This window comes from Streptomyces sp. NRRL B-24484 (assembly GCF_000717715.1).
In the GTDB taxonomy this organism is placed as follows: domain Bacteria; phylum Actinomycetota; class Actinomycetes; order Streptomycetales; family Streptomycetaceae; genus Kitasatospora.
Genome location: NZ_JOAI01000005.1, coordinates 262,683 through 281,957 on the forward strand (window position 1 = coordinate 262,683; position 19,275 = coordinate 281,957).

At 75.6% G+C, this 19,275-nt stretch carries 22 protein-coding genes and 1 pseudogene; 11 read left to right on the forward strand and 12 right to left on the reverse strand.

Annotated elements, in window-relative coordinates; genetic code table 11:
* Positions 1-22: 22 nt before the first annotated feature.
* The 4 genes and pseudogenes from IE98_RS52505 to IE98_RS48930 all read right to left on the reverse strand — a co-directional run bounded on the left by IE98_RS52505 (position 23) and on the right by IE98_RS48930 (position 2,654).
* Positions 23-718 (reverse strand): annotated as a pseudogene (locus tag IE98_RS52505) (class I SAM-dependent methyltransferase).
* A 2-nt stretch (positions 719-720) separates the two neighbouring features.
* The gene (locus tag IE98_RS0106765; RefSeq protein WP_030265733.1) at positions 721-1,431 is read right to left on the reverse strand and encodes an aminoacyl-tRNA hydrolase; all 711 of its coding nucleotides are present in this window, start codon (positions 1,429-1,431) and stop codon (positions 721-723) included.
* Between the two features lie 30 nt (positions 1,432-1,461).
* Positions 1,462-2,382: a hypothetical protein gene (locus IE98_RS48925; protein ID WP_052390210.1), complete on the reverse strand. Its 921-nt coding sequence runs from the start codon at positions 2,380-2,382 to the stop codon at positions 1,462-1,464.
* A 113-nt stretch (positions 2,383-2,495) separates the two neighbouring features.
* Positions 2,496-2,654 carry a hypothetical protein gene (locus tag IE98_RS48930; RefSeq protein WP_159400841.1) on the reverse strand — a complete coding sequence of 53 codons (159 nt, stop codon included), beginning with the start codon at positions 2,652-2,654 and terminating at the stop codon, positions 2,496-2,498.
* 99 nt (positions 2,655-2,753) lie between these two features.
* Between IE98_RS48930 and IE98_RS0106780 the strand changes: the two genes are divergently transcribed.
* Both IE98_RS0106780 and IE98_RS0106785 read left to right on the forward strand, forming a co-directional pair.
* Complete coding sequence (locus tag IE98_RS0106780) at positions 2,754-3,125, forward strand: YbjQ family protein (protein WP_030265738.1); 372 nt, start codon at positions 2,754-2,756, stop codon at positions 3,123-3,125.
* Between the two features lie 199 nt (positions 3,126-3,324).
* Complete coding sequence (locus IE98_RS0106785; RefSeq protein WP_078660810.1) at positions 3,325-4,542, forward strand: FAD-dependent oxidoreductase; 1,218 nt, start codon at positions 3,325-3,327, stop codon at positions 4,540-4,542.
* Positions 4,543-4,598: 56 nt separating this feature from the next.
* Here IE98_RS0106785 and paaE read toward each other — a convergent pair whose 3' ends face one another.
* The 6 genes from paaE to IE98_RS0106815 form a co-directional block, all read right to left on the reverse strand.
* Positions 4,599-5,666: a 1,2-phenylacetyl-CoA epoxidase subunit PaaE gene (gene paaE / locus IE98_RS0106790; protein ID WP_030265744.1), complete on the reverse strand. Its 1,068-nt coding sequence runs from the start codon at positions 5,664-5,666 to the stop codon at positions 4,599-4,601.
* Positions 5,667-6,164 (reverse strand): 1,2-phenylacetyl-CoA epoxidase subunit PaaD, encoded by a 498-nt coding sequence (gene paaD, locus IE98_RS0106795; protein ID WP_030265747.1) that lies wholly within the window; start codon positions 6,162-6,164, stop codon positions 5,667-5,669.
* The gene (paaC, locus tag IE98_RS0106800; RefSeq protein WP_030265755.1) at positions 6,158-7,039 is read right to left on the reverse strand and encodes a 1,2-phenylacetyl-CoA epoxidase subunit PaaC; all 882 of its coding nucleotides are present in this window, start codon (positions 7,037-7,039) and stop codon (positions 6,158-6,160) included. Before paaC ends, paaD begins: the two co-directional genes overlap by 7 nt.
* 30 nt (positions 7,040-7,069) lie before the next feature.
* Complete coding sequence (gene paaB, locus IE98_RS0106805; protein WP_030265759.1) at positions 7,070-7,363, reverse strand: 1,2-phenylacetyl-CoA epoxidase subunit PaaB; 294 nt, start codon at positions 7,361-7,363, stop codon at positions 7,070-7,072.
* Positions 7,360-8,316, reverse strand: coding sequence for a 1,2-phenylacetyl-CoA epoxidase subunit PaaA (gene paaA, locus IE98_RS0106810; protein WP_030265763.1), 957 nt, complete (start codon positions 8,314-8,316; stop codon positions 7,360-7,362). The genes paaB and paaA overlap by 4 nt, the downstream gene beginning before the upstream one ends.
* Positions 8,317-8,545: 229 nt before the next feature.
* Positions 8,546-9,886, reverse strand: coding sequence for a M20 family metallopeptidase (locus tag IE98_RS0106815; RefSeq protein ID WP_199922875.1), 1,341 nt, complete (start codon positions 9,884-9,886; stop codon positions 8,546-8,548).
* Between the two features lie 530 nt (positions 9,887-10,416).
* On the opposite strand from IE98_RS0106815, the gene IE98_RS0106820 reads away from it, so the two are divergent.
* From IE98_RS0106820 to IE98_RS0106830, 3 genes are all read left to right on the forward strand, one after another.
* Entirely contained in the window at positions 10,417-11,433 is a 1,017-nt protein-coding gene (locus IE98_RS0106820; RefSeq protein ID WP_030265770.1) for an aldo/keto reductase, read from the forward strand.
* 40 nt (positions 11,434-11,473) lie between these two features.
* The gene (locus IE98_RS0106825) at positions 11,474-12,061 is read left to right on the forward strand and encodes a TetR family transcriptional regulator (RefSeq protein WP_030265773.1); all 588 of its coding nucleotides are present in this window, start codon (positions 11,474-11,476) and stop codon (positions 12,059-12,061) included.
* A 143-nt stretch (positions 12,062-12,204) separates the two neighbouring features.
* A complete protein-coding gene (locus IE98_RS0106830; RefSeq protein ID WP_030265777.1) occupies positions 12,205-12,723 on the forward strand; it encodes a hypothetical protein in 519 nt (172 codons plus the stop codon).
* Positions 12,724-12,861: 138 nt separating this feature from the next.
* Here the strand turns inward: IE98_RS0106830 and IE98_RS52225 are convergent, their stop codons facing one another.
* Together IE98_RS52225 and IE98_RS0106840 are read right to left on the reverse strand one after the other, a co-directional pair.
* On the reverse strand, positions 12,862-14,346 hold the full coding sequence (locus tag IE98_RS52225; RefSeq protein ID WP_030265780.1) for a glycoside hydrolase family 6 protein: 1,485 nt from the start codon (positions 14,344-14,346) through the stop codon (positions 12,862-12,864).
* Positions 14,347-14,596: 250 nt separating this feature from the next.
* Entirely contained in the window at positions 14,597-14,863 is a 267-nt protein-coding gene (locus IE98_RS0106840; protein WP_030265783.1) for a GlsB/YeaQ/YmgE family stress response membrane protein, read from the reverse strand.
* A 247-nt stretch (positions 14,864-15,110) separates the two neighbouring features.
* On the opposite strand from IE98_RS0106840, the gene IE98_RS0106845 reads away from it, so the two are divergent.
* The 6 genes from IE98_RS0106845 (at position 15,111) to IE98_RS0106870 (ending at position 19,252) form a co-directional block, all read left to right on the forward strand.
* Positions 15,111-15,821, forward strand: a complete 711-nt coding sequence (locus tag IE98_RS0106845; protein ID WP_030265786.1) for a response regulator transcription factor — start codon at positions 15,111-15,113, stop codon at positions 15,819-15,821.
* Positions 15,818-17,257 (forward strand): sensor histidine kinase, encoded by a 1,440-nt coding sequence (locus tag IE98_RS0106850; protein WP_030265790.1) that lies wholly within the window; start codon positions 15,818-15,820, stop codon positions 17,255-17,257. Before IE98_RS0106845 ends, IE98_RS0106850 begins: the two co-directional genes overlap by 4 nt.
* A 112-nt stretch (positions 17,258-17,369) precedes the next feature.
* Positions 17,370-17,759, forward strand: a complete 390-nt coding sequence (locus tag IE98_RS0106855) for a hypothetical protein (protein WP_030265793.1) — start codon at positions 17,370-17,372, stop codon at positions 17,757-17,759.
* Entirely contained in the window at positions 17,756-17,962 is a 207-nt protein-coding gene (locus IE98_RS0106860; RefSeq protein ID WP_030265795.1) for a hypothetical protein, read from the forward strand. Before IE98_RS0106855 ends, IE98_RS0106860 begins: the two co-directional genes overlap by 4 nt.
* 373 nt (positions 17,963-18,335) lie before the next feature.
* Complete coding sequence (locus IE98_RS0106865) at positions 18,336-18,860, forward strand: cysteine dioxygenase (RefSeq protein ID WP_052390211.1); 525 nt, start codon at positions 18,336-18,338, stop codon at positions 18,858-18,860.
* Positions 18,854-19,252 (forward strand): rhodanese-like domain-containing protein, encoded by a 399-nt coding sequence (locus tag IE98_RS0106870; protein WP_030265798.1) that lies wholly within the window; start codon positions 18,854-18,856, stop codon positions 19,250-19,252. Before IE98_RS0106865 ends, IE98_RS0106870 begins: the two co-directional genes overlap by 7 nt.
* The last annotated feature ends 23 nt before the right edge of the window (positions 19,253-19,275 follow it).

Genomic DNA, 19,275 nt, shown 5'->3' on the forward strand with positions numbered 1-19,275 from the left:
CGTCGGGGGCCGGCCCGGCAGCTCAGCCGCGTTCGAGGGCCAGCAGGCGGTAGCGGGGCTGCGGGCGCGGACGGTGCTGGTCGGGGAGGGCGGCGAGGTCCCGGCAGAGTTCGGTGGTGCGGTCGGGGCCGGCTGCGGCGGCCCAGGGGATGCGGCCGGCCTCGACGGCGCGGCGCCACTCCACCGGGCTGCGGCCCCGGCCGGTGCCGTCGAAGCCGGTCTCGGCGGCGGGCCGCAGGCCGTGGCGCGCGCCGGCCTCCCGCACCGTGCGGTGGCCGTCGGCGGACGTCCCCGTGGGCCTCCCGCAGGGGTGCGGTGAGCCGGGCGATGTCGCTGTCGGTGCCGAAGGCGGCGGCGTCATTGTCCACGGTGGTGATCACCACGCCGCCGGGCCGGAGCACCCGGGCGGCCTCGGCGGGCACCGGTTCGGCGTCCGGCAGCAGGTACAGCAGCCGGACCAGGACGACGGCGTCCGCCCGGCCGGGCGCGAGCGGCCGGCGTCGCCGAGCAGCACGTGGCCGGGCAGCCGCCCGGCGGCGACGGCGGCCATGCCGCCGGAACGGTCGACGCCGAGGACGGTCCGGCCGGGGCGGCGGAGCCGGGCGGTGACGATGCCGGTGCCGCAGGCGACGTCCACCAGCAGGGCCGCGGCCCCGGCGCGTTCCTCCCCGCCACGGGTCGCGTCGTAGGTCGCGGCCTCGCCGTCGTAGTCGAGCACCGCTACCGGAGGGCGGGGTGGTCGGCGACGACGGTGCAGCTGCCGGGGGCGATCTCGGTGAATCCGGCGTCGCGGACGAGCGGCAGGCCGCTCTCGGTGAGGGCGGCCCACGCCTCGGGGGCGGCGGTGCGGACGGCGAGGGCGAAGCCGCTCTCGGCCCACTCCTTGCGACGGGTGTCGTCCAGCCGCCACCAGGCGAGCTGGGCGGCGTGGCCGGTCTGCGCCATGGTCTTGCCGGCGCTCATCTCCAGGTCGGGGTTCAGCCAGAGCACGGGCAGCCCCTCCGCGGGTGCGGCGGGGGCCTCGGGATCGTCCAGGTCGGTGCCGGAGACCTGCAGCTTGGCGAGCTCCTTGGGCCAGCCGTCCAACGGCACGGGCGGGAAGACCCGCACCTCGGCGGTGGCGCCGGTGACGGTGATGCCGGGGAGTTCGCCGGCCTTGCGCCACTCGCCGCCGCGGGCCCGCCGGACGACCTTGCGGATCCTGGCGTCCTCCCAGGCCTCGACCCGCTCGGCCCACTCGCCGTCCCCGTCGGTGACCCGGGGGTCGGCGAGCAGGGTCAGCACGGCGCGGGCCGAGGTCTCCAGCGCGTCGGTGCGGGCGGGCGGGTCGGCCCGCTCGATGCGGACGACCAGGGGCAGCACGTACTGCTCCTTGCTGTCGCGGTCGACGGGCTCGTCGGGGGTGCTCGGGGCAACGAAGGGAGAACTCACCCCACCAGCATGCCAGCAGCCGCTGCAGCGTCAGCGGCGGTATCCGCGCTGGGGGTCGCGCTCCTCCGCGTCCTCGTAGCCGAGGAACCAGCCCTCGGGGTGGGTGGCGGCGAGCAGCTGGTCGATCCGGTCGGCGGTCTCCAGGTCCGGGTCGCCCTCGTCGGGTCCGTAGACGCCGAAGAGTTCGTCGGCGCAGCCGTCCCAGTCGTAGTCGTAGAGGTCGGCGGGCAGGTCGCCCATCATGTCGGCGACCGACTCGGGCTGGGCGCCGAGCAGGCTGCGGGCGTCGGCGAGGGCCGTCCGCAGCGCCACTTCCTCGGCGAGGCAGCGCGGCAGCGGCCATTCGCCGAGCGAGAGGTCCTCGGCGAGGTCGTCGAAGGTGCGGGCGAGGGCCCGGCGCCAGGTGCGGTGCATCGACCAGGTGCGGCGGGGCAGCCGGGCGTAGACCGTCCAGTCGGGCTCGTCGCCCTCGGTGACGGGCTCGTCCTCGTGCTCCTCCAGGTCGTCGTAGGCGGCGTCGGCGAGGCCCACCAGCTGGGTGTGGAGCAGGCAGGCGGTGCGCGGGGTGAGCGTCCAGTCGGCGCCCTCGCCGTCCTCGCCGTCGAGCGGGAAGAGCTCGGCGAAGTCGGGGGCGAAGTCGTCGGTGACGCTGATCTCCAGGGTGCCGCCCAGCGCCTCGATGCCGGGGACGGCGGCGACCAGCCGGTCCGGGTGGAGCAGCACGCCGAGCGCCGCGTTGGGGTCGTCGGCGACCTCGCGGAGCAGTTCGCTGCGCTGACCGACGGGGTCGGCCCCGTCGAAGTCCAGCTCGTCCACGGCCGCCAGCGCGGCGGCGCGCAGTGTCGGCCAGTCGGTGATGCGGATCCCGAGCACCACCGTCGCCTCGATCTCCTGCGCGCCGGAGTCCTCCGCCGCGCCCGGCCCCTGCGGATGATCGCTTCGCTCGCCCATGCGCCTACAGTACGGCCAGGGCGGCCCGGGAATCACCGGTGTCCGCCACCTTCTTCCGCGTGGTGGGCGGCGCGCGCCGGGGCGCCGCCCCGGTGGTGGCCCGGCAGTGGCCCTCAGGCGCTGCCGTGGTCCTCCGAGGCGTCCGGTTCGACGTGCACGGCGGAGGGCTCGACGGTGACGGTGGTGCTGCCGCGGGGTGAGTGCGGTGCGCCGACCACCACGACGATCACGAGCAGCCCGAGGCCGATGCCCTGCAGCGCGGCCCTCAGCACGGCGGGACTCCCGTGGCGGAGGACCCTGTCGGACGAGGATCGGGGCCCCACCGGCGAGCCGGGTCGGCTTCCCACGGCCCGTCACCGATGGTGGGGAGCATGGGAAACATCGACGAGTACGGCGGCGGGCAGCGCCCGGACGCCGAGGTGCTGGTGGTGACCACCAACGACGTGCCCGGGCACCGGGTCGAGCACGTCATCGGCGAGGTCTTCGGCCTGACGGTGCGCAGCCGGCACATCGGCTCGCAGATCGGCGCGGGGCTGAAGTCACTGGTCGGCGGTGAGCTGCGCGGCCTGACGAAGACCCTGGTGGAGAGCCGCAACCAGGCGATGGACCGGCTGATCGAGCAGACGAAGGCCCGCGGCGGCAACGCGGTCCTGATGTTCCGCTTCGACGTCACGGAGGCCGCCGACGTCGGCACCGAGGTCTGCGCCTACGGCACCGCCGCCCGGATCGTCCCCCTCACCTGACCCGCCGTCGACGGCCGGGTCCCGCCGGATGCGCGGGACCGGGCCGTTCGGCGTGCCGCGCGCGGTGCAAGGCGGTGCCGATGTTCCGCTTCGACGTCACCGCGGCCGCCGACGTCGGCGCCGAGGTCGGCGTCCACGGCACCGCCGGCCGTCGGCGTGGCCCGCGGAACATGTGCGGCTCCTGCAATGTTCCACGAGCATGACCGTTGAAGGCGAAACGACCTGGGGCGTGCCGCGTGAGGTGGACGTCGTGGTGATCGGTGCCGGGCAGGCCGGCCTGTCCGCCGCCTACCACCTGCGGCGGCGCGGGTTCGAGCCGTACCGCGGCTTCGTGGTGCTGGACGCGGACCCGGCCCCGGGCGGCGCCTGGGCGCACCGCTCCCCCTCGCTGCGGATGGCCACCGTGCACGGTTTCCACGACCTGCCGGACTTCGAACTGCCCGAGGTCGACCCGCAGGCCCCGGCCAACACCGTGGTCCCGGGGTACTTCGCCGCCTACGAGGCGAAGCACGCGCTGCCCGTGGTGCGGCCGGTGCGGGTACGGGCCGTGCGGTCACTGCCGGACGGCCGGCTCCGGGTGGAGACGGACCGCGGCGACTGGACGGCACGGGCGCTGGTCAACGCCACCGGCACCTGGACCAGGCCGTTCCTGCCGCACTACCCGGGACGCTTCGGGGGCCGGCAACTGCACTACGCGGACTACCGCGGCCCCGACGAGTTCGCCGGGCAGCGCGTGATGGTGGTCGGCGGCGGAGCCTCGGCGATCCAGGTCCTGTCGGAGGTCGGCGCGGTGGCCGAGACGGTGTGGGTGACCCGGCGGCCGCCGGTCTACCGGGACGGCCCGTTCACCCCCGAGGCCGGGCGGGCGGCGGTGGCGCTGGTGGAGCAGCGGGTGCGGGAGGGGCTGCCGGTGCGGAGCGTGGTGAGCGTGACCGGACTCGGCCCGTCCGTGGCGTACCGGCGGGCCGAGGAGCTGGGCGTACTGCGGCGCCGGCCGATGTTCGACCGGCTGACCGCGCACGGGGCCGCCTGGGACGGTGCCGAGGAGCAGGTGGACGCGATCGTCTGGGCGACCGGCTTCCGGCCCGAGGTGACGCACCTCGCCCCGCTGGGCCTGCGGGGGCCGGGCGGCGGCATCCGGATGGAGGGCACCCGGGCCGCCGCCGACCCGCGGATCCACCTGGTCGGCTACGGCCCCTCGGCCAGCACCGTCGGCGCCAACCGCGCCGGCCGCACGGCAACCAACGACATCGTCCGCCTGCTCGGAACACCCGACCAGGGGGCGCGTGGGGGCACCTCCCGGCCGAAGGCTGGGGGAGAACTGCGCAATTCGGAGGCGGACCACCGTACGGGTTTCGGCCCGGCCCGAACCGTCGTGACGGCCACCCCCACATTGCGAGGTTCCCCGCGCCCCTAGTGGTTGCCCGCGTCCCGATTGCGCAGTTGCCCGCGTCCCCCGGTGGGGGTTGCCCGCTACCGGTCGAAGTCGATGGTGACCTTGTCGGTGACGGGGCGGGCCTGGCAGGTGAGGACGTAGCCGGCGGCGACCTCCTTCTCCTCCAGGGCGAAGTTGCGCCGCATCTCGACCTCGCCCTCGCAGACCAGCGCCCGGCAGGTGCCGCAGACGCCGCCCTTGCAGGCGAACGGCAGGTCGGGGCGGGAGCGCTGGGCGCCGTCCAGCACCGAGCGGTCCCGGGGCAGCGCGAGCACGCTGGACCGGCCGTCGAGGACGACCGTGACCTCGCTGAGGTCGCCGGAGACGGGCTGCTCCTCGCCGCGCTCGTACTCGGGCTCGTCCTCGGCGTGGAAGAGCTCCTGGTGGACGCGGTCGGCGGGCACGCCGAGCTCGGCGAGCAGGTGCTTGGCGCCGACGACCATGCCGTAGGGGCCGCAGAGCCACCAGTGGTCGACCGCGGGGGTGTCGAGGAGGGCGCCGACCAGGGCCTTCATCCGGTCCGGGTCGAGCCGGCCGCTGAGCAGTTCGGCGTCGCGGCTCTCCCGGGAGAGCACGTGGACGAGCTGGAACCGGCCGAGGTGGCGGTCCTTCAGGTCGGCGAGTTCGTCGGAGAACATCACGGTGTCGCTGCGGCGGTTGCCGTAGAGCAGGGTGACCCGGGAGCCGGGGTGGGCGTCGAGCACGGAGCCGGCGATGGAGAGCATCGGGGTGATGCCGGAGCCGGCGGCGATCAGCACGTGCTCGGCGGGCTCGTCGAGTTCGGGGGTGAACAGGCCGGTCGGGGGCATCACCTCGACGGGCTCGCCGACCCGGGCGTCCCGGACCAGCCAGCGGGAGAACAGCCCGCCCGGCACCTCCCGCACCGCGATCCGCAGCGGCCCGCCGACCGGCGAGCAGAGCGAGTAGGAGCGGCGCTCGTCGGCGCCGTCCACGATCCGGCGCAGGGTGAGCGTCTGGCCGGGACGGAAGGCGAAGTCCTCGGCGAGGGCGTCCGGCACCTCGAAGGTGACCGCGACGGCGTCCTCGCAGAGCGGTTCCAGGGCCGCGATGCGCAGCTCGTGGAAGGTCGGGCGGCGGACGGCCATCTAGATCTCCTTGATCCGGTCGAACGGCTCGCGGCAGCTGCGGCAGCGCCACAGCGCCTTGCAGGCGGTGGAGCCGAAGCGGGAGAGCTCCTCGGTGTCGGCGGAGCCGCACTGCGGACAGGACACCGCCCGGCGGGTCCGGCCGAGCTGCAGCACACCGCCGGTGAGCGGCCCGCCGGGGGCCGGCGGGGCGATGCCCGCCTCGGCGAGCTTGCGGCGGCCCTCGTCGCTGATCAGGTCGGTGGACCACGGCGGGTCGAGCCGCAGCCGCACGGTGACGTCGGTGTAGCCGGCCTCCCGCAGCCGGGCGTCCACGTCGGCGGCCATCTCGGCGACGGCGGGGCAGCCCGAGTAGGTGGGGGTGAGCCAGGCGGTGACGGCGTCGCCGCTCTCCTCGACGCCGGCGAGCACGCCGAGGTCGGCGAGGGTGAGCATGGGCAGCTCGGGGTCGGTGACGGCCGCGGCCGCCTCCCAGGCGCGGGTGGTGGTGGTCACCATGTCGCCCCCGGGTGGGCGCGGGCGACGACCTGCAGTTCGGCGAGCAGCGGGCCGAGGTCCTCGGTGTGCACGCCGTCGCGGCCGGCCCGGCCGCCGACGTACGCCAGCGGGGCGGCGTCCGGCACCGTCAGGGTGGCCTCGGCGATGTCGTCGGCGAGCAGCGCCAGCACGGGTTCGCGCAGGTCGGCCGGGTCAGTGCCGAGCCGCAGTTCGACGGGGTGCGGGGTGAAGAGTTCGTCGAGCAGCGGCCAGACGGCGTCGAGGCCGGCCTGCATCCGCTCGTGCGAGTACGGGGTGCCGTCGCCGAGGCGCAGCAGCCACTCCTGGGCCCACTCTCGGTGGTAGGCGAGCTCCTTGGTGCCGGCGGCGGCGACCGCGGCGAGCACCGGGTCGGCGTGGTGGACGAGCCGCTGGAACAGGGCCTGCCGGGCGGTGGCGAAGGCCAGGATCCGGGCGACGGTGTGCGCGAAGTCGCCGTTGGGCACCTCGACCAGCCGGACGTTGCGGAACTCGTGGTCCTCGCGCCAGTAGGCGAAGTCGTCCTCGGTGCGGCCGGAGCCGTCGGCCTGGCCGGCCCGGGTGAGCAGCCGGCGGGCCTGGCCGAGCAGGTCGAGGCCGAGGTTGGCGAGGGCGACCTCCTCCTCCAGCTCGGGCGCCCGGGTGCACCACTCGATGAGCCGCTGGGAGAGCACCAGGGCGTCGTCGCCGAGCATCTGGCAGTACGCGGCGAGGTCGGCGCCCTCGACGCCGTCCGGCAGCGCGGTGTCGACGCCGAGCAGCGGGTCGGCGAAGCCGGTGCCGTACGCCCAGCGGGCCTCGCCCTCGGGCTCGGGCCCGGCCTCGCTGAGCGTCAGGTACACGTGGTCGTCGGTCATGTCGGCATCCCCTGGTCGAACGGTGCGGGCTCAGATGTGCGGGACATCCTCGGGGATGTCGTAGAAGGTCGGGTGGCGGTAGACCTTGTCCCCGCTGGGGGCGAAGAACGGGTCCTGCTCGTCCGGGGTGGAGGCGGTGATCGCGGCGGAGGGCACCACCCAGAGGCTGACGCCCTCGTTGCGGCGGGTGTAGAGGTCGCGGGCGGCGAGCAGCGCCATCCGGTCGTCGGCGGCGTGCAGCGAGCCGACGTGGACGTGGTTCAGGCCGCGCCGCGGGCGGACGAACACCTCGTAGAGCGGCCAGCCGGCCCGGTTCGCGTTCACTGTGCGCTCCGCTTCTTCTCCGCGTACGCCAGGGCCGCCTCGCGGACCCAGGCACCGTCCTCGTGGGCGGCCCGGCGGCGCTCGACGCGCTGCGCGTTGCAGGGGCCCTGCCCGGTGATCACCTTCTTGAGCTCCGACCAGTCGGGCTCGCCGAAGTCCCAGCTGTCGCGCTCCTCGTTCCAGCGCAGGGCCGGGTCGGGGAGGGTGACGCCGAGGTGCTCGGCCTGCGGCACGGTCATGTCGACGAAGCGCTGGCGCAGCTCGTCGTTGGAGTGCCGCTTGATCCGCCAGGCCATCGACCGGGCGCTGTTCGGGGAGTCGTCGTCCGGCGGGCCGAACATCATCAGCGACGGCCACCACCAGCGGTCGACCGCGTCCTGCACCATCCGGCGCTGGGCGTCGGTGCCGCGCATCAGCGTCATCAGCAGTTCGTAGCCCTGCCGCTGGTGGAAGGACTCCTCCTTGCAGATGCGGACCATCGCCCGGGCGTACGGGCCGTAGCTGCAGCGGCACAGCGGCACCTGGTTGCAGATCGCGGCGCCGTCCACCAGCCAGCCGATCACGCCGACGTCGGCGAAGGTCAGCGTCGGGTAGTTGAAGATCGAGGAGTACTTCTGCCGGCCGCTGATGAGCTTCTCGGTGAGCTCGGCCCGGTCGACGCCGAGGGTCTCCGCCGCCGCGTACAGGTACAGGCCGTGGCCGGCCTCGTCCTGCGCCTTGGCCAGCAGGATCGCCTTGCGGCGCAGGGAGGGGGCCCGGGTGAGCCAGTTGCCCTCCGGCTGCATGCCGATGATCTCCGAGTGCGCGTGCTGCGCGATCTGGCGGACCAGGGTCGCCCGGTAGGCGTCCGGCATCCAGTCGCGCGGTTCGATCCGCTGCTCGGCACCCACCACAGCGTCGAAGCGCCCCTCCAGGGTCGCCTCGCTCAGCTCCGTCGCCGTCACTCCACCCACCTCCCGACTGACCGTTCGGTCGGTCCCATTCTGTACGGCCGGACCCCGGCCTGACAAGGCACGGTCCACGGCGGTCGCGGAGGGCGGGAGAACGGGGCGCCGCGGCGCCGGGGGCGAGGGGCCGGACGGGTGCGGGGCGCAGCGGCGCGGGCGGGTCCGTGCACGGAGGACCCGGCGGGCCCGGGCGGGCGGTCCGGGCGGGGTCGCCGCCCGGACCGGGGCCGGGGGGTCAGGCGCGGTCGCGCAGGCGGGGCAGCGGTACGGCCAGGAGCGCCGCCAGCAGGGCGATCCGCGGGGCGAACTGGTCGACCAGCACGTGTTCGTGCCGGGCGTGCGGGCCGCTGCCGACGGCGCCGAGGCCGTCCAGGGTGGGCAGGCCTCGGGCGCCGGCGATGTTGGTGTCGCCGGCGCCGCCGGCCGGGGCGCCGTCCACCTGCTCGCCGAGCGCGGCGGCCAGCGAACGGACGTGCCGGAGCAGCGGGTTGACGGACCGCTCGGGCCAGGCCGGCCGGCTGGAGAGCACCTCGGTGCGGACCTTGGCGCCGGGCCGCAGGGCGGTGAGGTGGGCGAGGGTGTCGAGGGCGCGGCGCTGCGCCTCGGCGGTGGCGAAGCGCAGGCCGAGCTCGGCCTCCGCGCGGCCGGCGATCACGTTGGCGCGGGTGCCGCCGGTGATCCGGCCGGTGTTGAGTTCGGTGCCGGGCATCCGGCCGAGCCCGCGGACGGCGACCAGCTGGTCCACCAGTTCGTCGACCGCGGAGACGCCCTCGGAGGCGTTGTTGCCGGCGTGCGCCTCCCGCCCGGTGACGCTGAGCAGGACGCGGGTGGAGCCGCGTCTGGCGGTCTTGAGCCGGCCGTCGGGATGCGGCGGTTCCAGGCCCAGGACGGCCGCGGCGCCCGGGAGTTGGCGTTCGACCAGGCGCCGCCCGTCCGGGCTGCCGACCTCCTCGTCGGAGACCACCACCAGCCGGACCGTCCGGTGCGGGCGCTGCCCGAGGTCGGCGAGCAGGGCGAAGGCGCCCTCCAGCAGCGCGAGTCCGGCCTTCATGTCGAGCACGCCGGGGCCGCTGAGGCGGCCGCCCTCCTCCACCACCGGCCAGTCGGCGAGGGTGCCGGCCGGCCAGACGGTGTCGTGGTGGCCGACCACCAGCAGGTGGGGCAGGGACTCCTCGCGGCCGGTCCACTCCAGGACGAGGTGGTCGCCGGCCGGGCCCTTCTCGCGGCGGGCCCGCGCACCGGTGGCGCGGAAGCCGGCCGACAGTTCTTCGGCGAGGGCGTCGAGTCGGGCGGTGTCACCGCTGGGCGACTCCATGGCGGCGAGGGCGGCGCAGCGGCGGCGTACGGCGCCGGCGAGGGTGCGGGCCCTGGTGGTGAGCGCCTGCGGGAGTCCCGGCAGGGCGGGCAGTCCGGGTGCGGCTGCGGGGGCCGCCGGGTCGGCGGTCCGGGTCGGGGCGGGCGCCGCCGCGGTATTCGCGGGTTCGCCGTCGGCGGCGCGGTCGGCCGCGGGTTGTCCGGCTGCGGCTGCGGCCGGTGCCGCTCCCGACTCGGCCGGGAGGACGGTATGCGGGCTCACCTCGCACCTCCACAACCCGGGGCGGTCGGGGCGGCCGACCGGGGTTGTGGTGGTCGTGGCGGTCGGGCGGCGGCCGGGACTGGTGTCCGGTCGGGCAGCGGTCGATGGTGCAACCTCGGACTGGGTGACACGTCGTCCTCCTCGCTCGCTCCGGCGGCCCCGGCGTCCGGGGCCCGTGGACGGCGCCCCCGGTGCGCGGTGCGGCCGGGCACCGGTAACCGGGGAGGCTCGGGAAGTGAGCCTAGAAGACCCGATCACCTCCGTGCGAGGTGGCCCGGTGCTGCGCGGCCCGTCCGGCGACGGGTGCGCGCGTCCCGATTCCCACGATGGACCTGCGGTGTCGCTCCGGCAGTCCGAACCGCCCGGGGGCGGCCGATCCACGTCCGACGGGTGACGGCCGATCAGCCTTTGATATCGGTCACCCTCCCCTCGGCGTCCAGGCTCCTTGGAATGACAGATATTGAAATCTGTCATCCGACATGCCATAGTCGAGTCATCACCGCCGTCCGCCCTCGACCCCGGGAGCCCCGATGCCCACCACCCCCACGGCGCCTGCCCGCACCACCCTCGGCACCACCGGCCCGGAGACCTCCTCCCTCGGTCTCGGCCTGATGGGCATGTCCGACCTGTACGGCCCGGCCGACGAGGCCGAGTCGATCGCGACGATCCACGCCGCCCTGGACGCGGGTGTCACCCTGCTGGACACCGGCGACTTCTACGGCATGGGCCACAACGAGCTGCTGCTGCACGATGCGCTCCGCGGCCGCGACCGCGACGCGGTCCAGATCAGCGTCAAGTTCGGTGCCCAGCGCGGCCCGGACAACGGCTGGCTCGGCTACGACGCGAGCCCGGCCGCCACCAAGTCCGCCCTCGCCTACACGCTGCGCCGGCTGCGCACCGACCACGTGGACGTCTACCGCCCGGCCCGGCTCGACCCGAACGTGCCGATCGAGGAGACCGTCGGCGCGATCGCCGAGCTGGTGAAGGCCGGGTACGTCCGGCACATCGGCCTCTCCGAGGTCGGCGCCGAGACGCTGCGCCGGGCCGCGGCCGTGCACCCGATCAGCGACCTGCAGATCGAGTACTCGCTGCTCTCCCGTTCGCTGGAGGCCGAGGTGCTGCCCGTGGCCCGCGAGCTCGGCATCGGCATCACCGCGTACGGGGTGCTCTCCCGCGGCCTGCTCAGCGGCCACTGGAACGCCGACCGGGAGATCGGCGCCGCCGACTTCCGCGGCCACAGTCCGCGCTTCCAGGGCGAGAACCTGACCCGCAACCTGGCCCTGGTCGAGACGCTGCGCTCGGTCGCCGAGGCGAAGGGCGCCACCGTCGCCCAGGCCGCGATCGCCTGGGTCGCCTCCCGCGGCACGGACGTCGTCCCGCTGGTCGGCGCCCGCCGCCGCGACCGGCTCGCCGAGGCGCTCGGCTCGCTGGACGTCCGCCTCACCGCCGCCGACCTGGCCGCGATCGAGGCCGCCGTGCCGGAGGGGTCGGCCGCGGGCGACCGGTACGCTGCGGCACAGATGGCGATGCTGGACAGCGAGCGCTGAGCAGCCGCCCGCCGTACCGACACCGAAGGACGACCTCCCCGTGGCCACGGACAACGCACTCACCGCCGAGCAGATCCTGAGCACGGCGGAGGACGTCCTGCGGCGGTTCGGTCCGGCGAAGGCGACCGTGGTCGACATCGCCCGCGCCCTCGGCGTCAGCCACGGCAGCGTCTACCGGCATTTCCCCAGCAAGGCGGCGCTGCGCGAGGCCGTCACCCAGCGCTGGCTGGACCGGGCCCACGACGAACTCGCGGCGATCGCCGCCGAGCCGGGCCCGGCGGCCGAGCGGCTGCACCGCTGGCTGGCGACGCTGTTCGCGGCCAAGCGGCAGAAGGCCCTGGAGGACCCGGAGCTGTTCGCCACCTACATGGTGCTGGTCGGCGAGGTCAGCGGAACGGTGGAGGAGCACGTCGACACGCTGGTCGCCCAGATCCGGCAGATCGTCGAGGACGGCGTCCGCCGCGGCGAGTTCCGCGACGCCCCGGCCGGCCCGGTGGCCCGCTCGGTCTTCCTCGCCACCGCGCACTTCCACGACCCGGCGCACGCCGCCGAGTGGTCCCGCCCGGCCGCCCAGGACGACTTCGAGGCCCTCTGGTCGCTCCTGCTGGAGGGCCTGCGCGGCCGCTGACGGCCCGCCGCACCGCCCGCACGCCCGCGCCGGCCTCACCGACGTCCCCACCCCCTGGCTGGACGCCCGCGAACCCCTCCCCACCTGGGCGACCCCGCACCCCTGACGGCGGGCCCGTCGGCGACGGCGCCTAGCCTTCCGGCATGGCAGACGACGACCGCATCCTTCCCGCCGCCCTCGCCGAGGTGGCCGGCATCGGCTTCGACTTCGACGAGGGCGAGGGGGTGGACTTCGAGCCCTACGACGGCTTCCTGAGCGCCGAGGAGACCACGGACTGGCTGCGCGCCTGGACGGGCAACCCCGAGCTGGACGGGGACGCCTTCCGGGTGTTCGGGCAGGACGGCACCGGGGGCTACGCCGCGATCTGGCTGGCCCACCCGGGGCGGCCGCTGGCCGAGCAGCCGGTGGTGTTCCTCGGGTCGGAGGGCGAGACCGGGGTGGTCGCCTGCGACCTGGCCGCGTACCTGTGGCTGGTCGCGGACGGGTCCGGCCCGCGCGAGGCCGTCGAGCACCCCGGGCTGGAGACGCGCCCGAACGCCGAGCTGGCCGCCGTCGCGGAGCGCTGGGCACCGGGCGCCCGCCGTCCGGCCGCCGAGGTGGCCGCGGAGGCCGCCCGCCGGCACCCGGACTTCGAGGACATGGTCCTCGAGCTCTGCCGCTGAGCGCACGGCCGGACGCGCGCCGGACGCACGGCCGGACGCGCGGCCGAACGTGCGGCCGAACGTGCGGCCGAACGTGCGGAAGCCGCCGACCGCTGTGGGGAAGCGGTCGGCGGCCGTGCCGTGCGGCGTGCCGCGGTGTCAGGCGAGGGTGCAGGCGGAGCCGTTCAGGGTGAAGGCGGTCGGGGACGGGTTGGCGGATCCGTACGTGGCCTGGAAGCCGAAGCCGGTGGAGGCGCCGGCGGCCAGTGCCCCGTTGTAGCCGAGGTCGGTGGCGGTGACCGCGGTGCCGGACTGCGTCACCGTGGCGTTCCAGGCGCTGGTCACCTTCTGGTCGCCGCCGAAGGTCCACTTGAGCGTCCAGCCGCTGATCGCGGCGGTGCCGGTGTTCCGGACCGTCACGTCGGCGGTGAAGCCGCCCGTCCAGGAGTTGGCCTTGTAGGCGACCGAGCAGGACGCACTGCCGGTCGGCGGCTGGGACGTCGGGGGCTGACTGGTCGGCGGCTGGGACGTCGGGGGCTGCGAGGTGGGCGGCTGGGACGTGGGCGGCTGACCGGTCGGCGGGGTGCTCGGGTCGGTGGCGTTCTGGGCCAGCTGGTACGCGATGTCCGGGACGAAGGTGCCCGCGGCGGCCGCGCAGCCGTCGGCCTCGCCCGGGGGCTTCACCCACAGGAAGGCGTCGATCGCGGCGTCGCCGGTGGCCGCGGTCGGGTAGTTGCCGATCTTCCGGCCGGACGGGTCGCACCAGACGCCGCCCGCCGGGCCGTTGCCGTTGCGGCTGGTGTCGATCACGGCGTGCAGGTTGGCCGGGTTGCCGAGGGCGGAGAGCACGGACTTGGCGTATCCGACCTCGCCCGAGGTGGCGTTGAAGTTGGAGACGTTGGTGAAGAAGCCGTCCGCGTTGGCCAGGATGCCCGCGCTGCGCAGCCGGTTCGCCTGCTCGGAGGCGCTGTTCCAGGTGGAGTGGCCGCCGTCCAGGTAGACCTTGGCGTTGGGGGCGGCCGCGTGGATGGCCGCGCCGGCCCGGGACAGCGAGGCGAAGCGGTCTGCCTGCTGCTGGGCGGAGAGGCAGGTGGTGAGCGCGATCGAGTCGGGCTCCAGGACGACGACCGAGCGCCCGCTGCCCAGGCCCGCGGCGAACTTGGTGACCCAGGCGTCGTAGGCGGCGAGGTCGGGGGCGCCGCCGGCGGAGGCGCCCCCGCAGTCCCGGTTGGGGATCTCGTACACCACCAGCACCGGCACCTGGCCGGCGCCGGCGGCCGCGCCGGTGATCGCGCGGACGTCCGAGGTCACGGTGTCCGGCTTGTAGTTGGCGAACCAGACGCCCTGCGGCTGGCTCGCGATCCGCTTGGAGATCACCGGCGTGCGGGAGTCGTTGGGGTTGGCCGCGACCCACTTGACGACCTGGGAGGCCGGGTCCTTCCAGAACTGGGTGTCCGCGGGCAGGCTGCCCTGCACGGCGGCGCCGGCCCCGGTCTGGCCGCCGGCCAGCACCGAGACGGCCACCGCGCCGGCGGCGAGCGCCAGGGCTGCGGCGCGGCCTCGGCGGGCGGCGTGCCGGGGGCGGTCCGGGGTGGGGCGGCCGGGTGCCGGGGCGGCACGGCGGATGCCGTCGGGGGTGCTCACAGTGGTCCTCCGCGTGCTCTCGGGTGGGAGAGGATGGGACGGCCGCCGGATGTGGGAGCGCTCCCGCACGGCCGGGGCAGATGCTAGCCGCGCCCGACCGCGGGCGTAATCCCTTGCACAGAAGGAGTTTTCGATGGCGTTCGACGATCGGGCGACCGGCGTCCGATCCGCCCTGGTGGGAGCGCTCCCGTAGCGGAGGGAAAAAATCCGCCGCCGGCGGGCCCGCAGCAGGGCCCGCCGGGGCGCGCGGTCAGTCCCGGGAGTTGCCGAACAGCAGGCGGTAGGCGATCAGCAGTACCAGGGCGCCGCCGATGGCGGAGACCCAGGTCGCCAGATCGAAGAACTCCTTGGCCACCGGCCGGTGCAGCACGGTCGAGGAGATCCAGCCGCCGACGAACGAGCCGGCGATGCCGATGAGCGTGGTCACGATGAGGCCGCCCGGGTCGCGCCCGGGCAGCAGGAACTTGGCGATGGCCCCGGCGATCAGGCCGAGGACGATCCAGCTGATGAAACCCATACCTGTCTCCTTGCCCTCCGGGGTCCAACGCCGAACCGCGGTGTCCCGAAGGACGCCGGGTTCCGGCCGCCCGGTTCCCGAACACCCGCACGAGCCGCACCCCGCCGCCACCTGCTTCCGTTCCTCGCCCCCGCGGCCACCTGCTTCCGCCGCCACCTGCCCCCCGCTCCCCACCGTGACCGGCCGCGTCCGGGTGTGGGAGAGTCGGCGGCCCCGGGCCGGACGGGCCCGACACGAGGAGGCGCCGATGACCGCGGGCACACAGGCCGGCCGGGTGCTGGTGGTGGACGACGACGCCGCGATCCGCCGCTCGCTGGAGCGCGGGCTGCGCCTCAGCGGCTTCACCGTGGGCGTGGCCGCGGACGGCGAGTCGGCACTCGCCCGGGCCGCCGCGGACTGCCCCGACGTGCTGGTGCTGGACGTGTCGATGCCCGGCCTCAGCGGCACCGAGGTCTGCCGGGCGCTGCGGGCCCGCGGCGACGACACCCCCGTGCTGATGCTCTCCGCGCTGGACGAGCTCGCCGACCGGGTCGCCGGCCTGCAGGCCGGCGCCGACGACTACCTGGTGAAGCCGTTCGCCCTGGAGGAGCTGGTGCTGCGGCTGCACGCCCTGCTCCGCCGGCGCCCCGCGCCCCCGTCCGACCTGCTGCGCGCCGGCCCGCTCACCGTCGACCCGGCCACCCGCCAGGTGCACTGGGACGGCGCCGAACTCCACCTCACCCGGCGCGAGTTCGAGCTGCTCTCGCAACTCGTCCGGAACACCGGGCTGGTGCTCACCCGCGACCAGCTGCTGGACCGGGTCTGGGGCTACGACTTCGACGTGCGCAGCGACGCCGTGGACACCTTCATCAGCTACCTGCGCCGCAAGCTGGAGGACGGCGGCCGGCCGCGGCTGATCCACACCGTCCGCGGCGTGGGCTTCGTGCTGCGGGTGCCCGCCGAGGGGGGTGTCCGGTGAAGCTCTCCACCCGGATCGTGCTGTCGGTGACGGTGCTGGTGCCGCTGCTGGTGCTGGCCGCCGGGCTGCTGCTGCTCGGCCTCGTCCACCGCGACCTGCTGCGCCAGCAGGACGAGGTGCTGCGGGCCCGGGCGGCCGCGGTGCTGCCCAACGCCCGCACGCTGCTCGCCGCGAGCGCCGGCAACCGGCCGAAGGCGGAGCAGAACCAGCAGCGCAAGGTGCTGGACGGCGCCCTGGACTCCGGGGTGCGGCTGGCGGCCGCGGACGGCGCCGTCCGGCTGGCGGTGGGCCCGCAGCCGGTCGAGTCGGTGGCGCTGCCGGCGGCCGGTTCCGGACCGGCGACGGTGCGGGACGGCGGGCGGGCCTGGCGGGTGCTGGCGGTGCCGGTGGACGGCACGGCGCCGGGCACGCTCTGGCTGGTGCAGCCGTCCACGGCGGTCGACCCCCAGGTGAAGGCCGTCCGCCGGCGGGTGCTGCTGGTCGCGGTACTGGCCGCCCCGATGGCCGGCCTGCTGGCGTTCGGCCTGGCGGGCCGGGCGACCGCCTCGCTGCGGACGCTGAGCGGCCGGGCCGCCGCGCTCGACCCGCGCACCGGCGCGGGCTCGCTCGACCACCGGCGCAGCGGTGTCACCGAGGTCGACGACCTCGCCGCCGCGCTCTCGCTGCTGCTCGCCCGCTACGACGAGCAGGCGGGCCGGACGGCGCAGGCGCTGGAGACGGCGCGGTCGTTCTCCTCCGCGGCCGCGCACGAGCTGCGCACCCCGCTGACGGCGATGCGGACCAACCTGGACGTGCTGGCCGCCCATCCGGACCTGCCGCCCGCCGACCGGGCCGAGATCGTCGGCGAACTCGCCGAGGACCACGGCCGGTTGGAGGATCTGCTGAACGCGCTGCGGACGCTGGCCGGCGGCGACCTGGTGGAGCTGTCGGCCTTCGCCCCGCTCGACCTGGGCGAGCTGGTGGAGGCGGCCGCGGCGGAGGCCGGGCGGCGGCACCCGCAGGCCCGGCTGGAGGTCGAAGCGGCGCCCGGGGTGCGGGTGTTCGGCTGGGAGGCGGGGCTGCGCATCCTGCTGGCCAACCTGATCGGCAATGCCGCGGTGCACGGCCGGACGGACGGCGGCCCGGCCCGGATCGCCGTCCGGCTGCGGGCCGGGCACAGCGGTTCGGCGGTGCTGACGGTGGACGACCGCGGGCCCGGCGTGCCGACGCAGGAGCGGGCGGCGGTCTTCGCCCGGTTCCACCGGCGGCAGGACAGCCCCGGTTCGGGCCTGGGGCTCACCCTGGTGGCGCAGCAGGCGGCGCTGCACCGCGGGACGGTGGCGGTCGCGGAGGGGCCGGACGGCACGGGCTGCCGGTTCGAGGTGCGGCTGCCGCTGCTGCGTCCGGAGGAGCCGACGCTGGTGCTGCCGGCCCGCCGGGACTGGATCACCCGCTGAACGCTGCGGGCCGCGTCGGCGCCGGGGCTCCGGGCGGTCACAGGGTTTCCACAAGAAGCCGTCCTACGCTCCCCGGCGTCCGACCAACCAGGTATCCGGAGGAGAGACCGACATGCCCATGAACCGCAAGGCCGCCGCGATCGGCGCACTCGCCCTGGCCGGCTCCGTGCTCGCCGGTGCGGCCCCGGCCCAGGCCGCCGAGACCCCGAAGGGCGACGGCGCCAAGGCGATCTGCAAGCGCGTGCCGGCCACCCAGGCCCGCCTCGACAAGGCCCTGAAGCGGCTGAACGGCGACGCCACGGTGGTCGGTTCGGTGGCCCGCCTGGAGAAGCGGGTGGCCGAGGCGAAGTCCGCCGGGCACACCGAGGTGTACACCTACCTGAACGACCGCCTGGACTTCCGCAAGACCCTGGTGCCGACGCTGGAGCTCCGCCAGAAGGACCTGAAGGCCGTCGCCGACTGGTGCGGCAAGCAGGGCTCGTCCTCGGCGGGCTCCAAGTGAGCCGCCGGGCCGGTGCCGCGGTGGCGGCCCTCGCCGCGGCCGCCGCACTGCTGCTGACGGGCTGCGGCCCGCACCAGGGCGGCGGCGACAAGGCCGCGCAGTCGCAGCAGGACGACGGCCAGACCCAGCAGATGCAGCAGAAGCTGGACGCGGCGGAGAGCGCCGCCGCGCAGGCCGACAGCGACGCCACGCAGAACAACTGACGCACCGCCCGCCGAGCGGCCCGTCCCGGACGATCCGGGGCGGGCCGCTCGGCCGTTCCGGTGGGCCGGGCGGCCGGGCGCGCCTTCCGCCGGGTGGACGCGGCTTGACGCGGGCCTCTCCCGTCGTGAACGATCGGCGCATGAAGCCCGGCACCGCTCTGGTCTGCCGCCTGCACGTCGATCTGCGACGCCAGGCGAGCGACATGTGTGCCCGCTGACGGTTCCTCCTCGCCCCGTGCCGTACTCCGGGGCCGGCGCCTGAACCGTCGGGTGCCGTCCGGGACCGTCCGCTCCCGAAGCTCCCCCTCCCCCGGTCGGCGCACCGCCGTGCCCGTGTGCGCCCGCCGCCCCTCCGGTCATCCGAGGACACGTCATGAGCCTGGACTTCGCCGTACCCGCTGCCGCCCCGGACACCGCCGTCCCCGACTCCGGCGGCACCGCCCGTCCGCTGTCCCCGAACGCCCTGCGGGCGGTCGTCCGGGACCTCGCCGGGCAGCCCGACCGCTGGATCCACCGGGTGCGCCTCGCCACCGGGGACCGGTGGTACGAGCGGCTGGTGAGCGCCGAGGACCACGAGGTGTGGCTGATCAGCTGGCTGCCCGGGCAGTCCACCGGCTTCCACGACCACGGCGGTTCGCGCGGCGCGTTCGCGGTGGCCCTCGGCGAGCTGGAGGAGCTGTCGCTGGGCGGCCCGGAGGACGGGCTGCTGGTGCAACGGGTGGCGCCGGGGGCGGTGCGGGCGTTCGGCGCCGGGTACCTGCACGACGTGCGCAACACCTCGGCCGGTCCGGCCGTGACGATCCACGCGTACTCGCCGCCGCTGAGCGGGATGACGCGCTACGAACTGCGGGCCGGCGGCCTGGTCCGCACCGCGGAGGAGGGACCGGAGCAGTGGTGACGACGGTGGACGAGCTGGTGGCGCGGGCCCGGGCCGGGGTGCACCGGCCCGGCCCGGCGGAGGCCTTCGCGGCGGTGGCCGAGGGGGCGCTGCTGGTGGACATCCGGCCGGTGGCGCAGCGGGCCCGCGAGGGCGGCATCCCGGGCGCGCTGGTGATCGAGCGGAACGTGCTGGAGTGGCGGCTCGACCCGGCGGGCAGCCACCGGATCCCGGAGGCGGTGGACCACGGGGTGCACTGGATCGTGGTCTGCTCGGAGGGCTACGCGTCCAGCCTGGCCGCGGCGAGCCTGCGGGAGCTCGGGCTGCACCGGGCGACCGACCTGGACGGCGGTTACGTCGCGTGGGCGGCGGCGGGCCTGCCCACCCTTTCGGCCGACGGGGGTTTGGCCTGACGGGCCCCCGGGGATTCGATCAG

Coding starts and splice junctions, on each gene's coding strand:
- IE98_RS48925 (WP_052390210.1), bottom strand. CDS start 2,382: ATGGGCGAGCGAAGCGATCATCCGCAGGGGCCGGGCGCGGCGGAGGAC.
- IE98_RS0106780 (WP_030265738.1), top strand. CDS start 2,754: ATGGGAAACATCGACGAGTACGGCGGCGGGCAGCGCCCGGACGCCGAG.
- IE98_RS0106785 (WP_078660810.1), top strand. CDS start 3,325: ATGACCGTTGAAGGCGAAACGACCTGGGGCGTGCCGCGTGAGGTGGAC.
- paaE (WP_030265744.1), bottom strand. CDS start 5,666: ATGGCCGTCCGCCGCCCGACCTTCCACGAGCTGCGCATCGCGGCCCTG.
- paaD (WP_030265747.1), bottom strand. CDS start 6,164: ATGGTGACCACCACCACCCGCGCCTGGGAGGCGGCCGCGGCCGTCACC.
- paaC (WP_030265755.1), bottom strand. CDS start 7,039: ATGACCGACGACCACGTGTACCTGACGCTCAGCGAGGCCGGGCCCGAG.
- IE98_RS0106820 (WP_030265770.1), top strand. CDS start 10,417: ATGCCCACCACCCCCACGGCGCCTGCCCGCACCACCCTCGGCACCACC.
- IE98_RS0106830 (WP_030265777.1), top strand. CDS start 12,205: ATGGCAGACGACGACCGCATCCTTCCCGCCGCCCTCGCCGAGGTGGCC.
- IE98_RS0106840 (WP_030265783.1), bottom strand. CDS start 14,863: ATGGGTTTCATCAGCTGGATCGTCCTCGGCCTGATCGCCGGGGCCATC.
- IE98_RS0106845 (WP_030265786.1), top strand. CDS start 15,111: ATGACCGCGGGCACACAGGCCGGCCGGGTGCTGGTGGTGGACGACGAC.
- IE98_RS0106855 (WP_030265793.1), top strand. CDS start 17,370: ATGCCCATGAACCGCAAGGCCGCCGCGATCGGCGCACTCGCCCTGGCC.
- IE98_RS0106865 (WP_052390211.1), top strand. CDS start 18,336: ATGAGCCTGGACTTCGCCGTACCCGCTGCCGCCCCGGACACCGCCGTC.